This window comes from Bradyrhizobium betae, from assembly GCF_004123905.1.
In the GTDB taxonomy this organism is placed as follows: Bacteria; Pseudomonadota; Alphaproteobacteria; order Rhizobiales; family Xanthobacteraceae; genus Bradyrhizobium; species Bradyrhizobium betae_A.
In genome coordinates, this window is the sequence record NZ_MZXW01000048.1 from 1 (window position 1) to 15085 (window position 15085).

A 15085-nucleotide genomic window follows, 5' to 3' on the forward strand; every position below is an offset into this window, starting at 1 on the left:
CGCCGACCTTCTCGGAAAGGTCCGCGATCTCGTTGATGAAGGTGATCTTGGTCGCGAGGAACGCGTTGGCGGCGTATTTGATCATCTCGGCGGTGCGGCGCGCCGTGAACATCAGCGGCGCCTGGTTGAGCGACAGCGGGCGGTAGATGTCGCCCATCACCTTGCGGCCGCGCTCGTCGGAGGTGCCGACGACGACGCGATCGGGAAACTTGAAGTCGCGGATCGCCGCGCCCTCGCGCAGGAATTCGGGATTGGAGGCGACGACGACGTCGGCCTTGGGATTGGTCTCGCGGATGATGCGCTCGACCTCATCGCCGGTGCCGACCGGGACGGTCGATTTGGTCACGACCACGGTGAAGCCGGAGAGCGACTGCGCGATCTCTTTCGCGGCGGCATAGACGTAGGACAGATCGGCGTGACCGTCACCGCGGCGCGACGGCGTGCCGACCGCGATGAAGACCGCATCGGCATCCGCAACCGGCTTCGACAAATCGGTGGTGAACTCCAGCCGCTTGGCTTTCACGTTGGCCGCAACCAGCTCGTCGAGGCCGGGCTCGTAGATCGGAATCTCGCCGCGATGAAGTGCCGCGATCTTCTTCTCGTCCTTGTCGACGCAAACGACGTCGTGACCGAAATCCGCAAAGCAGGCTCCGGACACCAGTCCCACATAGCCCGTTCCTATCATCGCGATTCGCATGAAAAACCCTGTTTTGGCTTGGTTAACGAAACCCCAATTCGGGGCGGTTTAGCACTTTCCCGACGGAAGGAAACCGTCAGCACGCAAAAACCGGCACACGAATTGTACCGGCAAAGAAATCGTAAACCGCTGGGCCCCACACTGCATCACGCCCGCACAGCGCCGGGCGGACCACGCCTCGAAACGGGACACCATGGCACCATCAGGCACATCAGCGGCGAACGGGCTTTCCAAGGCCCCTCCTGCCGCGCGTGTCGACTGGGTCGACTACGCCAAGGGCATCTGCATCGTCATGGTCGTGATGATGCATTCGGTCCTGGGGGTCGAGCTCGCCGCCGGCGAGACCGGTTTCATGCATACCCTGGTGGCGTTCGCAAAGCCGTTCCGGATGCCGGATTTCTTCCTGATTTCGGGCCTGTTCCTGCCACTGGTGATCGACCGCGACTGGCGAACCTATCTCGACCGCAAGGTGGTGCATTTCGCCTATTTCTATGTCGTCTGGGTGACAATCCAGTTCGGCTTCAAGGCGCCCGCCTTCGCGGCGGAAACCGGCTGGCGCGACGTCAGCCTCTTGTATCTCGAATCCTTCATCGAGCCGTTCGGTACGCTCTGGTTCATCTATCTGCTGCCCGTGTTCTTCGTCGTCACAAAACTGACACGCAAAATGCCGCCGCTGGCGATCTGGCTCATTGCCGTCGCGCTCGAGACCGCGCGCATCACGACCGGCTGGACCGCGATCGACGAGTTCTGCGCGCGCTTCGTCTATTTCTATTCGGGCTATCTGTTCGCGCCTTACGTGTTCGCACTGTCGGATCGCGCCCGCAGCCATCCCGCGCTGGCGCTTGTGGCGCTTGCGACCTGGGCGCTGGTCAATGCCGGCCTCGTCGTGCTCGGCGCGAGCGAATGGAAGATTGTCTCGCTCGTGCTCGGCTTTGCGGGCGCCTGTGCCATTATCACGATGGCCACGCTGCTCGCGCGCGCGCAGTGGCTGAACTTCCTCCGCTTCTGCGGCGAACATTCGATCGTGATCTATCTCGCCTTCTTCCTGCCGATGGCGGCGACGCGAACGCTGCTGCTGCACACCGGCATCATTGCCGACATCGGCGCGGTGTCGTTGATCGTGACCGTCGTTGGCGTGATCGGCGCGTTCGCGATCTGGCGGGCTGCACTGCGCCTTGGTGGCAATTTCCTTTTCGAGCGGCCGGAGGCATTCTGGATCGCGCCGAAGCAGGCGGCGGCGCGGTTGCAGGCGGCGGAGTAGCGGGGGATAGCTGCGTCCGCCGCCCAAAAATCGACCTCCCCAGGCTGTCAAATGCCGCAAAAATTCATACATTGCGGCCATGCCCAAAACCTCCCCGAAGACCACCGCCCAAGCTGACACCAAGCCCGCTGCTGACAAAGCTGCTGCCAAACCGGTCGCCGCCAAGGCGGCTGGCAAGGGCGACCACGTCTTTTTGGTCGACGGTTCCGGTTACATCTTCCGCGCCTATCACGCGCTGCCGCCGCTGAACCGCAAATCAGACGGCCTTCAGGTCAACGCCGTGCTCGGCTTCTGCAACATGCTATGGAAGCTGTTGCGCGACATGCCCGAGGACAACCGGCCGACACATCTGGCGATCATCTTCGACAAGTCGGAAATCACCTTTCGCAACAAGATCTACCCCGAATACAAGGCGCACCGGCCGCCGGCGCCTGACGATCTCATTCCGCAATTCGCCCTGATCCGCGAAGCCGTGCGCGCCTTCGACCTACCCTGCCTGGAACAAGTGGGGTTCGAGGCCGACGATCTCATCGCGACCTATGCGCGGCAGGCGAGCGAGCGCGGCGCCACGACAACCATCGTGTCCTCCGACAAGGACCTGATGCAGCTCGTGAACGACAAGATCATGATGTACGACACCATGAAGGATCGCCGCATCGGCGTCCCCGAGGTGATCGAGAAATTCGGCGTGCCGCCGGAAAAGGTCGTGGAAGTGCAGGCACTGGCCGGCGATTCCACCGACAACGTGCCCGGCGTGCCCGGCATCGGCATCAAGACCGCGGCGCAGCTGATCGTCGAATATGGCGACCTCGAGCAGCTTTTGTTCCGTGCCACCGAGATCAAGCAGCCGAAGCGGCGCGAGGCCCTGATCGAGAATGCCGAGAAGGCGCGGATCTCGCGCCAGCTGGTGCTGCTCGACGACAAGGTCGAGCTGGAGGTGCCGCTAGACGATCTCGCCGTCCACGAGCCCGATGCGCGAAAGCTGATCGCCTTCCTGAAGGCGATGGAATTCTCCACGCTCACCCGCCGCGTCGCCGATTATTCGCAGATCGATCCGGCCAATGTCGACGCGGATCCCGGCTATGCAAGCGGCGCCAGTGTCTTCTCGCCGCTGCCGCCTTCGGACGTCGTGCCGGCACCAGGAGCCGCGACGCCGGCGCAGGGAAGGCTGGGCGAGCGCAACGCGTCGGCGAGCAAGGAGGACAAGGCCGCGAGCCCGAAGGGCGCGCCGATTTCTCTCGCAGCAGCGCGCGAAGAGGCTTTGCGCAAGCTTCCAGTCGATCGCAGCAAGTACCAGGCCATCAAGACGCTCAAGGAGCTCGACGCCTTCATCGCGCGTATCCATGATGCGGGCTATGTCGCGATCGAGATCAGGGCGAATTCCATCGACCCGATGCAGGGCGATCTGTGCGGTATCGCATTGGCCCTGGCGCCGAACGAGGCCTGCTACGTGCCGCTAGCGCACAAGCAGTCCGGCGGCGGTGCCGGGTTGTTCGACGCCGGCCTTGCGCCGGATCAGGTCAAACACGCTGAGGCGATCGAAGCGTTGCGGCCCGTTCTGGAATCGGCCGGCATCCTCAAGATCGGCTTCGACGTCAAATTTACCGCCGTCATGCTGGCGCAGCACGGCATCACGCTGTGCAACATCGACGATGCCCAACTGATCTCCTACGTGCTCGACGCCGGCCGCGGCTCGCATGCGCTGGAGCAGCTGTCCGAGCGCTGGTTCGGCCACGCCATGCTGAAGGAGAACGAGCTGCTCGGCAGCGGCAAGGGCAAGATCACCTTTGACCAGGTGCCGATCGACAAGGCCGCACCGCTGTCGGCCGAAGGCGCCGACATCGCGCTGCGCGTCTGGCACGTGCTGAAGCCGCGCCTCGTCGCCGAGCACATGACGACTGTCTATGAAACGCTGGAGCGGCCGCTGGTGCCGGTGCTCGCGCGCATGGAGCGTCGCGGCATCTCGATCGACCGCCAGGTGCTGTCACGTCTTTCCGGCGACTTTGCCCAGACCGCGGCCCGCGTCGAGGCCAAGATCCAGGAGATCGCGGGCGAGCCGGTCAATGTCGGCAGCCCCAAGCAGATTGGCGACATCCTGTTCGGCAAGATGGGACTATCAGGCGGCACCAAGACGAAAACGGGCGCGTGGTCGACCACCGCGCAGGTGCTCGACGATCTCGCCGAGCAGGGCCACGACCTTCCGAAGAAGATTCTGGAGTGGCGCCAGGTCTCGAAGCTGAAATCGACCTACACCGATGCGCTGCCGACCTATGTCAACCCGCAGACCCATCGCGTGCACACGACCTACGCGCTGGCTGCGACCACGACCGGCCGGCTGTCGTCGAACGAGCCGAATCTGCAGAACATCCCGGTGCGCACCGAAGACGGCCGCAAGATCAGGCGCGCCTTCATTGCAACGCCGGGGCACAAGCTCGTCTCGGCCGACTATTCGCAGATCGAGCTGCGGCTGCTCGCCGAGATCGCCGACATTCCCGTGCTGAAGCAGGCGTTTAAGGACGGGCTCGACATTCACGCGATGACCGCGTCCGAAATGTTCGGCGTGCCGATCGAGGGCATGCCGAGCGAGATCCGCCGCCGCGCCAAAGCGATCAATTTCGGCATCATCTACGGCATCTCCGCGTTCGGCCTCGCCAACCAGCTCGGCATCGCGCGCGAGGAGGCCTCCGCCTACATCAAGAAGTATTTCGAGCGTTTCCCCGGCATCCGCGCCTATATGGACGAGACGCGGGACTTCTGCCGGAGCCACGGCTACGTCACCACGCTGTTCGGCCGCAAGATGCACTATCCCGACATCAAGGCCTCGAACGCCTCGGTGCGCGCCTTCAACGAGCGCGCCGCGATCAACGCGCGGCTTCAGGGCACCGCCGCCGACATCATCCGCCGCGCCATGACGCGGGTGGAGGATGCGCTCGCCGAGAAGAAACTCTCGGCGCAGATGCTATTGCAGGTGCATGACGAACTGATCTTCGAGGTGCCGGACGCCGAGGTCGCGGCGACGCTGCCCGTCGTGCAGCACGTGATGCAGGACGCACCGTTCCCGGCCGTGCTGCTGTCGGTGCCGCTGCATGTCGACGCGCGCGCGGCGAATAATTGGGACGAGGCGCACTGAGGCTGCTTTCCCCGGATGCTGCGCAGCGCGCCGCCCTTCGCGGCGTGGTGCGCTGCTGATCCGGGGCCCACATCGCGCCAGCTGGGTCCCGGCTCTGCGTCGCACCGTTTCACGCTGCGCCGCGTCCGGGACACGGGAGTTGAATTGTCCTCCGAGCAATTGCGTCATGGCACCACCGCGCCTCGCATATTAGAACCACCGCATCTCCCGCGCCGGTTCGCTCATGCCCCACACCTCCGCTCTTCTCGGCTTTGCCCTCGTCTGCCTCGGTCTCGTGCTCACGCCGGGGCCGAACATGATCTATCTGATCTCGCGCTCGATCACGCAGGGGCCGGCCGCGGGCATCGTCTCGCTCGGCGGTGTGGCTCTGGGGTTCGTGTTCTACATGCTGTGCGCGGCGTTCGGCATCACGGCGCTGCTGCTCGCTGTTCCCTTCGCCTATGACGCGCTGCGCTTCGCCGGCGCCGGCTACATGCTCTGGCTCGCCTGGCAGGCGGTGAAGCCGGGCGGGCGCTCGCCGTTTCAGGTGAAGCAACTCGCCATCGACAGCCCGCGAAAACTGTTCACGATGGGCTTCGTCACCAATCTGCTCAATCCGAAGATCGCGATGCTCTATCTCGCGCTGTTGCCGCAATTCATCGAGCCCAGCGCGGGCAGCGTGCTGGCACAGTCGCTCGTGCTCGGCGCGATCCAGATCGCGATCAGCGTCAGCGTCAATGCGATCATAGCGCTCGCGGCGGGATCGATCGCACTGTTCCTCGCGAGCCGGCCGAGTTGGATGCTGGTGCAACGCTGGCTGATGGGCACGGTGCTGGCCGGGCTCGCGGTGCGGATGGCGGTGGAAGCGAAGAAGGTGTAGCGGACGCCGCGAAGCACGCTCCGTGTCCCGGACGCGCTGCTGCGCAGAGCCGGGACCCAGAAAGCTAAGACCGAGATCGGAGAGGCATGGGCCCCGGCTCTGCAGCACACCGCTTGCGCGCTGCGCTGCGTCCGGGGCACGAGGCGTGAGAGTTCGTCGGCAGGCTAATCCAGCTTCGCCTCCATGCCCCGCTTCACGGCCGGGCGGGCCATGAGGGCGTCGTACCAGCGCTTGACGTTGGGGAAATCGGCCAGATCAACCTTGTGGCGAGGGTGGCGCCAGGCCCAGCCCAGGATGGCAAAATCGGCAACCGAGAGGTCGCCGGCGACGAAGTCGTGGTCCGCCAGCCGGCGATCGAGCACGCCGTAGAGACGGCGGGTCTCGGCCATGTAACGTTTCAGGCCGTAGGCGCGGTCCTGCTCGTTCTCGAGTGCGATGAAATGATGCACCTGGCCGGGCATCGGGCCGAACCCGCCCATCTGCCACATCAGCCATTCATAGACGGGGACACGAGCGCCAAGCGATTTCGGCAGGAATTTGCCGGTCTTTTCGCCGAGATAGAGCAGGATCGCGCCGGATTCGAAGATGCCGACCGGCTTGCCGTCGGGACCCTCGGGGTCGAGGATCGCCGGGATCTTGTTGTTGGGGCTGAGCTTGAGGAACCCCGGTGCCATCTGCTCGCCCTTGGTGATGTTCACCGGGACCACCTTGTAGGGCAGCCCCATTTCCTCCAGCGCGACCGAGATCTTGCGGCCGTTCGGCGTGTTCCAGGTGTGCAGCTCGATGGTCATTTACGCGTGTCCTTGCCCAGTTTCTTTGCCCGAAATATCCGGCATCCACCTACCCCAGAAGGTTGCACCCCTACAACCGGCGGACCGGGATGGCCGATCCCTGTTGACGGGAGACACCCCCTCTGGAATGTCGGGCCCGTCGCGGATAAATTCCGCCACTTCCAAAAACGCTCCCGAGGGACCGCCGTGTCGAAATCAGCCTCCCGCGCCCGCCTGTTCGAAATCATCCGCCGGCGCTCTTTCGGCCGCGGCGATGTCACGCTCGCGTCGGGCCGCAAGAGCGATTTCTATTTCAACCTCAAGCCGACCATGCTCGACCCCGAGGGCGCGACGCTGCTCGCCGAACTCACCTATGAGACGCTGAAGGACGACAATCTCGATTTCATCGGCGGGCTCGAAATGGGCGCGGTGCCGCTGGCCGGCGCGCTGGCGCAGATCTCCTGGATCAAGGGCCATCCGATCGCGGCGTTCTTCGTGCGCAAGAAGCCGAAGGAGCACGGCGCGAAACTCGCGATCGAAGGACTGCCCAAGGGCGAGACGCTCGAGGGCAAGCGCGTCGTGATCGTCGAGGACGTCACCACCACGGGCGGCTCGGCGATGAAGGCGGTGGAATCCGTGCGCGAGACCGGCGCCGAAGTCGTGCTGGTGCTGACCATGGTCGACCGCGAGGAAGGCGCCACCGACACCTTCGGTGCGGCCGGCCTGCCGTTCCGCTCGCTGTACAAGGCGTCGGAATTCTTGAAGGCGTAACGCGGCGCAGCTTTCTCCGCCGTCATGCCCGGGCCGGACCCGGGCATCCACGTTTTAGCCGCACGAAGATCGTGGATGGCCGGGACAAGCCCGGCCATGACGAGCATCGTGATTCAGCTGCCGCCCGCGTTCAACCCTCCTTTACCATCCCGCTCTATGGTGAATCATTCGCTGAGACCTCGTTGGTCCCGGCCCGGTTCAGTAGCGTCGGGTGGAGTAAGCGTTGCGTACAGTCATCTCTCATGCGCGCCGGCGGCGTCGCGCGATGCTTGTGGCCGCCACCCTGGCAGCACCGCTGCTGGCAGCTCCAGCCCCGGTTTCGGCCGAAGGCCTGTTCGACTTCTTCTTCGGTGGAGCGCAGCAGCAGCGGCCGCAGCGTGAGGTGCCGCAGCAGGCGAGCTCCTACGCCGACCCCTTCACCGGCCAGCAGAATGCCGCAACCCCGCAATATGTGCCGCCGACGCGTTCGGCCGCGGCCGGCGGCTCCGGCCCGGCATTCTGCGTGCGCAGCTGCGACGGCAAATATTTTCCGCTGATGCGCGGCCTCGCCTCGCCGGCGCAGATGTGTCAGGCGTTCTGTCCTGCCAGCGCGACAAAGGTCTATTTCGGCTCCTCGATTGACGGCGCCTATGCGCAGACCGGCGAGCGCTATGCCGACAGCGAGAACGCGTTCGCCTATCGCAAGGCGCTGCGTTCGGACTGCACCTGCAACGGCCGCGAGCCGGTCGGGCTTGCCCCGGTCGATCTCGGGCTCGACTCCTCGCTGAAGGCCGGTGACGTGATCGCGACCAGCGACGGCCTCGTTGCCTATACCGGGGTCCGCCTTGGCAACGACCAGACCGCAGAGTTCACGCCGGTCGCCTCCTATCCTGGCCTCACCGCGCAGGTCCGTGCGCGCCTTGGCGAGATGAAGGTGGCGCCGGTGCGGGCGGAGACGGTTGCGGCAGATGCGCCGGCATCGACCGAGATCGTGCGGCAGGCGCTGCCGGATGTGACAGTGCCGAAGACGCAGGCGCAGAAGCCGGCGAAGCGGGCGGGGTTGGATTAGTTCGGTCTTGTGTCCCGGACGCGGTGCAGCGCGTAGCGGTGCGCCGCAGAGCCGGGACCCAGAATGCGGCAATATGGGCCCCGGTTCAGCAGCGTATCACTGACGTGCTGCGCTGCGCCCGGGGCACGAGATCACCTCCCGATAATCACCCCGATCACATTCGGCGCGGCCAGATATTTCTCCTCAATCGCCGCGCGGGCGGCGGCGCGGTTTTCCTGAGTCAGCAATCCGCGCTTTTCGGCCAGGATCATCCAGCAAAAACCCCACCAGTCGGTCAGCATGCCGGCTTCGCCGATGAGGTCGTAGCCCTGCTCGGCCGCGAAGATGCGCGCATGCGCTTCGTCCAGCGTGTCCAGGAATAGATGGTCCTCGACCGAGAACAGATCGTCGCTGATGTCGTCGATGGTGTAGCCCCAGATCGACTGGCACACCGCGTTGAACTCGCGGTCGAACTGGTCGTCATCAACCCTCTGGCGCCGCGCCGCCTGGTGCAGCCGCGACAGCGAGCGCGCGAAATCGGCGATCCGGGTGAGGGCAAATTGATCGAAGGCAATGGTGGACATGTAGTCCTCGCAAAATCTGACAGACGCTAGATATTGTGTCGGCAACGCGCCGAATCACAATGATATATCAAAGACTTGCTAAAGTGTTCTTAATTTGTTCCGAGGCAAGTCGAATGCCTAACAACAACGCGAGGCCGCAATGGCGTGGACCCGCCGGTCGCCGAGCAGATGGGCAACAAAGCCGTTCTTCGGAAAGATCTTTGCAAACGCCGCGTCGCGGATGCTGAGGCCGCCGGCATAGGCGCCGAAGGCCGGCATCACGGCGCGCTGGCCATCGGAGGCGAAACAGCGGCGCTCCATCGAGCGGCCGCGCGCGGAGACACGGGCCTTGGGATGGAGATGGCCGGCGATCTCGCCGTGCGCGCCGGTCGGCTCATGACGGAACGTGATCGGGCCGATCGCGACTTCGTCGGCGATGGTGCCGCCGAGATCGCGCGGCAGCATGGGATCGTGATTGCCTGATATCCAGATCCAGTCGCGGCCGGTCTGGAGCGCCGCGACGGCGTCGCGGTCGTCGGCGGACAGGCGCTCATGCGCGGTCCTATCATGAAAACTGTCGCCGAGCGCGATGACGATTTTCGGGTTATGGCGGGAGATGACAGCAGCGAGACGGCTCAGCGTTGCCAGCGTGTCGTAAGGCGGCAGCAGCACGCCGCGCTTGGCGAAGCTGGAGCCTTTTTCCAGATGCAGGTCGGAGACGACGAGCAGGCGCTGCTCTTCCCAGAACAACGCGCCGGAGAGATCGGCGTGAAACGAAGCGCCTGCGACATCCAGCGCGAGCGTTGAAGTAATCGACAGCGCAGCATGCTCCGTCATGGCCGGGCTTGTCCCGGCCATCCACGTTCTTGCCGCGGCAAGAAAGACGTGGATGCCCGGGTCAAGCCCGGGGATGACGACGTGGAGAGAGTTGCGCCTCGAAAAATCATTGCTGCAGCAGCTTACGACATCGCCTCTTTGACCAGCTCGTCGGCGGCTTCCGCCAACAGCTCGTCGCCAGCTTCGCCATAAACTGACTCGCGGCCGATTTCCAGCATCACGGGGACGGCGAGCGGGGAGACGTGGTCAAGTTCCCGGTGCGTGATGTGGCCCTGGATGCGGGTGAGCATGTCGCTGAGACGGCGCAGATCGAGCAGGCCGGTGGCGGCATCGGCACGGGCGGCGCGCAACAGGACGTGGTCGGCCTGATGTTTGCGCAAGACGTCGTAGACGAGATCGGTCGAGAACAGCACCTGCCGGCGGCTCTTCTCTTCACCGGTGTGACGGCGCGCGATCAGGCCGGAGATGATCGCGCAATTGCGGAATGTGCGCTTCATCAGCGCCGACTCGGCGAGCCAGGCCTCTAAGTCGTCGCCGAGCATGTCGGGGTCGAAGAGCGCGTCGAGGTCGATCCGGCCGTCCCGGATCATGAAGGAGAGGTCGCCGAGCGCCCAGATCGCCACCGCATATTCGTTGGCGACGAAGCCGAGCGGCCGGGCGCGGGCGCGCTCCAGCCGTCGTGTCAGCAGCATGCCCAGCGTCTGGTGCGCGAGGCGCCCCTCGAAGGGGTAGAAGACGATGTAATGCTTGTTGGCGCGCGGAAAGCTCTCCACCAGCAACTCGCGCACTGCCGGCACGCGCGAGACGTCCTTTTGCTGCGACAGCCAGTCGCGCACCTGCTCCGGCAAGCCGCCCCACGCGCGGCCGTCATCGAGCAGACGGCGCACGCGTTCGGCGAGATAGGTGGACAGCGGAAATTTGCCGCCCATATAGGACGGCACTTTCGGGTCCTTGTCATGCGCGCGCGAGACGTAGACCTGATCCTCGACCAGGGTCTCGTAGCGCACCACCTCGCCTGAGAACACGAAGGTGTCGCCGGGGCTCAAGCCCTCGATGAAGGCTTCCTCGATCTCGCCCAGCAACCGGCCACCGCGCGCGATCACGCCGGTCGAACCAGATCCGCCGCCGCGCGAGCGCACCAGCCGCACCTTCAGCATGTCGTCCTCGACGATGGTGCCGACATTCATCCGGTAGCTCTGCCGCACCTTTGGATTGGCGACGCGCCAGCGCCCTTCCTTGTCCTGCTTGATGCGGGCGAAGCGCTCATAGGTCTTCAGCGCGTAGCCGCCGGAGGCGACGAAATCGACGACGTCGTCGAAATCCTGCCGCGTCAGATCAGCATAGGGCGCGGCGGTGCGCACTTCGTCGTAAAGCTCGTCGGAGAGAAACGGCTCGCCACAGGCGCAGCCGAGCACGTGCTGCGCCAGCACGTCGAGCGCGCCGATGCGCAAGGGCGGCGTGTCCTGCGCATTCTCCGCGATCGCATCGATCGCAACACGGCACTCCAGCACCTCGAAGCGGTTGGCCGGCACCAGCACCGCGCGCGAGGCTTCGTCGAGGCGGTGATTGGCGCGACCGATCCGCTGCATCAGGCGTGACGAGCCCTTGGGCGCGCCGATATTGACGACGAGATCGACGTCACCCCAGTCGACGCCGAGGTCGAGCGAGGAGGTGCAGACCACGCCGCGCAGCTTGCCGGCCGACATGGCGTCCTCGACCTTGCGGCGCTGGGCGACGTCGAGCGAGCCGTGATGCAGCGCGATCGCAAGGTTGTCGTCGTTCATGCTCCAGAGATTCTGGAACAGCATCTCGGCTTGGCTGCGGGTATTGACGAAGACCAGCGTGGTCTTGTTCGCCTTGATCAGCTCGTAGATCTCGGGAAGCGCATGGCGCGCGCTGTGACCGGCCCAAGGCAGCCGCTCACGGGTATCCAGCATCTCGACCAGCGGCGGCGCGGCGCCGCCGGCGATGACGATGTCGGCCGATTCCACCTTATCTCTCGGTTGCGGCACCAAGAAGCGCGCCAGCGATTCCGGCTCGGCCACCGTCGCCGACAGGCCGATCGCGCGCATCTCGGGTGCCAGCCGCCAGAGGCGCGCCAGCCCCAGCGACAAGAGATCGCCGCGCTTGGACGTCACCAGCGCGTGCAGCTCATCGAGCACGATGCGTTTCAGGGAGGAGAACAGGAACGGCGCGTCATCGGAGGAGAGCAGCAGCGCGAGCTGCTCCGGCGTCGTCAGCAGAATGTCCGGCGGATAGCGCCGCTGCCGCTGCCGCCGCGACACCGGGGTGTCGCCGGTGCGGGTCTCGACCTTGATTGGCAGCGCCATCTCGGCGATGGGACGCTCGAGGTTGCGCGCGATATCGACGGCAAGCGCTTTCAGCGGCGAGATGTAGAGCGTGTGGAGGCCGCCAGTACGCTGAACGGCGCGGCCGGTGGAGACCACGGATTTCGCAGGAGCCGCCGGTGCAGAGCTCAGCTCCACCAGCGTCGGCAGAAATCCCGCCAGCGTCTTGCCGGCGCCGGTGGGTGCGATCAGCAGTGCCGACCGATCCTCGCGGGCCTTCTCCAGCAGCGCGAGCTGATGCTCACGCGGCGACCAGCCGCGGGCCGCGAACCACTTTTGGAAGCGGTCGGGCAGCAGCGTAGCCGGCTCGGCCGGGATTTTGAGGATGCGGGGCGGCACGGCATCACAGGTAAGCCGTGGCGGTGCGTTCGTCGAGGGGCAGACATCACGACGAGCTTCCGTAGGGTGGGCAAAGCGAAGCGTGCCCACCATTCGGTTGTGATAAGAGACAGATGGTGGGCACGGCGCTTTGTGCCTTTACCCACCCTACGGCGCCTCGATCGCCGAGAGACCCCTACTCCGACATCGGCTTGTCGGAGATGTCCCAGTCCTTGCCGCTGAAGATCGAGATGAAGAGCGTCTTCATCGGCGTATAATCCTCGGGCGTGTAGTCGTAGGTGACGCCGTCGAGGAAATAGGGCGAGTGGAAGCCCGCGAGCTTGGAGGCCTGCTTCAGCACGTTGGCGCGGGTAAGGTCGTCGCCGCAGCGGCGCAAGATCTCGCCCATGGTGACCGCTTGGCCGTAGCCGGCGAACGCGATGGTGTTGTCCTGGTCGATGGCCGGCGTGTACTTCTTGCGCAGCTCCTCGAACGCCATCACATCCGGGTCCTTCTCCCATTTGGGCAGGCCGACCTCCTTGTTGTAGCGGATCGCGACGATGCCGGTGGCGTTCTCCAGGCCCGCGGCGTTGAGGATCGAGCGGCCGGTCGAGCCCGCCGAAAGAAGTTGCAGCGGCTTCCAGCCGAGCTCAGCCACTTTCCGGATCGACTGCGACGTCGCCTTGCCGGTGGTGATGTTGTAAAAAACATCCGCACCCGACTTCGAGAGATTGATGAGCTGGGAATCGACCGTCGGATCGGTGAGATCGTAGGTCTGCTCCATGATCACCTGCGCGGTGCCGCCGGCATCCGCCAGCACCTTCTTGAACGGACCGAGGAAGTCGCGGCCAAAATCGTCGTTCTGGTAAAGGATGCCGATTTTGGCGTTGGGCTTCACGTTGACGACGTGCCGCGCCAGGATGCGTGCTTCGGTCGGATACAGCGGCAGGCCCGCCATCGTCCACTTGAACTCTTTTGGGTTGTTCCACTTCGACGCGCCGGTGTTGAGCAGCAGCTGCGGCACGCCCTTGGAGTTCAGGTATTTATGCACGGAGGTCTGCGGCGCGGTGCCAAGCGAGCCGTAGAGCGCCAGCACCTCCTCCTGCTCCACGAGACGCCGCGTCGCCTCGACGCATTTCGGCGCGCTGTAGGCGTCGTCCATGGTGAGGAACTTGATCTTGCGCCCGTTGATGCCGCCCTTCTCGTTCAGCATCTGGAAATAGGCTTCACCGATGCGGCCGAGCACGCCATAGAGCGAGCCTGGGCCGGAATGCGGCACGGTCTGTCCGATCTTGATCTCGGTGTCGCTGGCGCCCGCATCGTATTTCTTTTCCGCGGCCCAGACATAAGGCGCAGGCAAGGTTGATGCAGCGACGGTGGCGAGCGCGCCGGCGCTGAAATCGCGCCGCGATGGATTCTTGGTCATTGTTGTTTTCTCCCTAATGCGCGCATTGTGCTGGCATCGCAGCACGGCTCGCAAGTCAGAAGTCGCCGCTTTGCGACGCAATGACGCTTAAATCGCAGGGCGATTAGCGCCTAGACTCAAGTTTTCTCGGCGACGACGACGAGGCCGCGCACCGGCTCGTTGTTCTCGATGCGCGGAGAGGCCGGCTCCAGTGTCAGCAGCTTGAGGCCTGCCTTCGCAATCGCACCACGGACATATTCCGCCGAATGGGCATAGCGCAGGCCTTCGCCGAGAACGATGCCGTCGCCGTCATGCGTCTCCAGCGTGAAGGCGAGCACACCGCCGGATGCGAGCACGCGCCTGGCCTGGCCAAGCACCGGCGCGAGATCGGAGAGATAGACGAACGCGTCTGCCGCGACGACGAGGTTCGCGCTCGCATCACCCTTGCTGCGCAGGCCCTCGATCATGTCGGCCACCTCGAGCTCGGCATAGAGGTTTGTCGCACGCGCCTCCTTGATCATGCCGGGCGACAGATCGATGCCGATGAAATGATCGACTTGTCTCGCGAAGGCCGCGGCCGCAAGCCCGGTGCCGCAGCCGAGATCGACGGCACGCTTGAACAGAGCGGGCTTCTTCGTGGCGACGCGTGCGGCCACCACGGCCTTGAAGATCAGCGACGGCGCGCGATAGTCGAGATCGTTGACCAGCGTATGCTCGAAGCGCGGCGCATATTGATCGAACAGAGCCTGCACATAGGCTTTTGGCATTTCCGACAAATGCGCATCGCCGAACCGCATCAGATGCAGCCCAGCGCCGTGCTGGTCGTCGGGATCGGATCGCCGCGCTTCCCGGAACGCCGCGATCGCCTTGTCGCGCTCACCGAGCTGTGCGCGGATTTCGCCGAGCGTGAACCAGGCCGAGGTGAAGTTGGGCGCGAGCTCGAGCGCCTGCTCGATGAGGTCGGCAGCGGCGGGGAGGTCACCCTTGAGCTGGAGGTCGCGCGCGAACTCGAAGCGGCGGTCGGCCATGAGATCGCCGGAAGTCAGGAACAGGCGCAGGGGCATTGGGAACCAGGGGAGGAGAGCGGGTGATGACTCGA

At 64.7% G+C, this 15085-nt stretch carries 12 protein-coding genes; 5 read left to right on the forward strand and 7 right to left on the reverse strand.

What is annotated here, in order from left to right; all coding sequences use genetic code 11:
* A partial coding sequence (locus B5V03_RS32315) for a UDP-glucose dehydrogenase family protein (RefSeq protein WP_164988438.1) occupies nucleotides 1-697 on the reverse strand: 697 nt, incomplete at its 3' end.
* A 193-nt stretch (nucleotides 698-890) separates the two neighbouring features.
* Here B5V03_RS32315 and B5V03_RS32320 point away from each other — a divergent pair.
* The 3 genes from B5V03_RS32320 (at nucleotide 891) to B5V03_RS32330 (ending at nucleotide 5947) form a co-directional block, all read left to right on the forward strand.
* A complete protein-coding gene (locus tag B5V03_RS32320; protein WP_129274446.1) occupies nucleotides 891-1958 on the forward strand; it encodes an acyltransferase family protein in 1068 nt (355 codons plus the stop codon).
* A gap of 79 nt (nucleotides 1959-2037) precedes the next feature.
* Complete coding sequence (gene polA, locus B5V03_RS32325) at nucleotides 2038-5088, forward strand: DNA polymerase I (protein ID WP_129274447.1); 3051 nt, start codon at nucleotides 2038-2040, stop codon at nucleotides 5086-5088.
* Between the two features lie 223 nt (nucleotides 5089-5311).
* The gene (locus tag B5V03_RS32330; protein ID WP_129274448.1) at nucleotides 5312-5947 is read left to right on the forward strand and encodes a LysE family translocator; all 636 of its coding nucleotides are present in this window, start codon (nucleotides 5312-5314) and stop codon (nucleotides 5945-5947) included.
* A gap of 164 nt (nucleotides 5948-6111) precedes the next feature.
* On the opposite strand, the gene B5V03_RS32335 is transcribed toward B5V03_RS32330, so the two are convergent.
* Nucleotides 6112-6738: a glutathione S-transferase family protein gene (locus tag B5V03_RS32335; RefSeq protein WP_129274449.1), complete on the reverse strand. Its 627-nt coding sequence runs from the start codon at nucleotides 6736-6738 to the stop codon at nucleotides 6112-6114.
* Nucleotides 6739-6924: 186 nt separating this feature from the next.
* Here B5V03_RS32335 and pyrE point away from each other — a divergent pair, with 186 nt between their 5' ends.
* Nucleotides 6925-7488 carry an orotate phosphoribosyltransferase gene (gene pyrE / locus B5V03_RS32340; RefSeq protein ID WP_129274450.1) on the forward strand — a complete coding sequence of 188 codons (564 nt, stop codon included), beginning with the start codon at nucleotides 6925-6927 and terminating at the stop codon, nucleotides 7486-7488.
* 265 nt (nucleotides 7489-7753) lie between these two features.
* Entirely contained in the window at nucleotides 7754-8536 is a 783-nt protein-coding gene (locus B5V03_RS32345; protein ID WP_164988439.1) for a DUF2865 domain-containing protein, read from the forward strand.
* A 131-nt stretch (nucleotides 8537-8667) separates the two neighbouring features.
* Here B5V03_RS32345 and B5V03_RS32350 read toward each other — a convergent pair whose 3' ends face one another.
* From B5V03_RS32350 to B5V03_RS32370, 5 genes are all read right to left on the reverse strand, one after another.
* The gene (locus B5V03_RS32350; protein WP_129274451.1) at nucleotides 8668-9099 is read right to left on the reverse strand and encodes a hypothetical protein; all 432 of its coding nucleotides are present in this window, start codon (nucleotides 9097-9099) and stop codon (nucleotides 8668-8670) included.
* A gap of 117 nt (nucleotides 9100-9216) precedes the next feature.
* Nucleotides 9217-9915, reverse strand: coding sequence for a ligase-associated DNA damage response endonuclease PdeM (gene pdeM / locus B5V03_RS32355; protein WP_129274452.1), 699 nt, complete (start codon nucleotides 9913-9915; stop codon nucleotides 9217-9219).
* A 122-nt stretch (nucleotides 9916-10037) separates the two neighbouring features.
* Nucleotides 10038-12602, reverse strand: coding sequence for a ligase-associated DNA damage response DEXH box helicase (locus B5V03_RS32360; RefSeq protein WP_129274453.1), 2565 nt, complete (start codon nucleotides 12600-12602; stop codon nucleotides 10038-10040).
* Nucleotides 12603-12777: 175 nt separating this feature from the next.
* Nucleotides 12778-14007 (reverse strand): ABC transporter substrate-binding protein, encoded by a 1230-nt coding sequence (locus B5V03_RS32365; RefSeq protein WP_164988440.1) that lies wholly within the window; start codon nucleotides 14005-14007, stop codon nucleotides 12778-12780.
* Nucleotides 14008-14123: 116 nt separating this feature from the next.
* Nucleotides 14124-15050: a methyltransferase domain-containing protein gene (locus B5V03_RS32370; protein WP_129274455.1), complete on the reverse strand. Its 927-nt coding sequence runs from the start codon at nucleotides 15048-15050 to the stop codon at nucleotides 14124-14126.
* Nucleotides 15051-15085 lie beyond the last annotated feature (35 nt).

Excerpts from the sequence above, each read along its gene's own strand:
- B5V03_RS32320 (WP_129274446.1), top strand. The coding sequence starts at position 891 with ATGGCACCATCAGGCACATCAGCGGCGAACGGGCTTTCCAAGGCCCCT.
- polA (WP_129274447.1), top strand. The coding sequence starts at position 2,038 with ATGCCCAAAACCTCCCCGAAGACCACCGCCCAAGCTGACACCAAGCCC.
- B5V03_RS32330 (WP_129274448.1), top strand. The coding sequence starts at position 5,312 with ATGCCCCACACCTCCGCTCTTCTCGGCTTTGCCCTCGTCTGCCTCGGT.
- B5V03_RS32335 (WP_129274449.1), bottom strand. The coding sequence starts at position 6,738 with ATGACCATCGAGCTGCACACCTGGAACACGCCGAACGGCCGCAAGATC.
- B5V03_RS32345 (WP_164988439.1), top strand. The coding sequence starts at position 7,754 with ATGCTTGTGGCCGCCACCCTGGCAGCACCGCTGCTGGCAGCTCCAGCC.
- B5V03_RS32350 (WP_129274451.1), bottom strand. The coding sequence starts at position 9,099 with ATGTCCACCATTGCCTTCGATCAATTTGCCCTCACCCGGATCGCCGAT.
- pdeM (WP_129274452.1), bottom strand. The coding sequence starts at position 9,915 with ATGACGGAGCATGCTGCGCTGTCGATTACTTCAACGCTCGCGCTGGAT.
- B5V03_RS32365 (WP_164988440.1), bottom strand. The coding sequence starts at position 14,007 with ATGACCAAGAATCCATCGCGGCGCGATTTCAGCGCCGGCGCGCTCGCC.
- B5V03_RS32370 (WP_129274455.1), bottom strand. The coding sequence starts at position 15,050 with ATGCCCCTGCGCCTGTTCCTGACTTCCGGCGATCTCATGGCCGACCGC.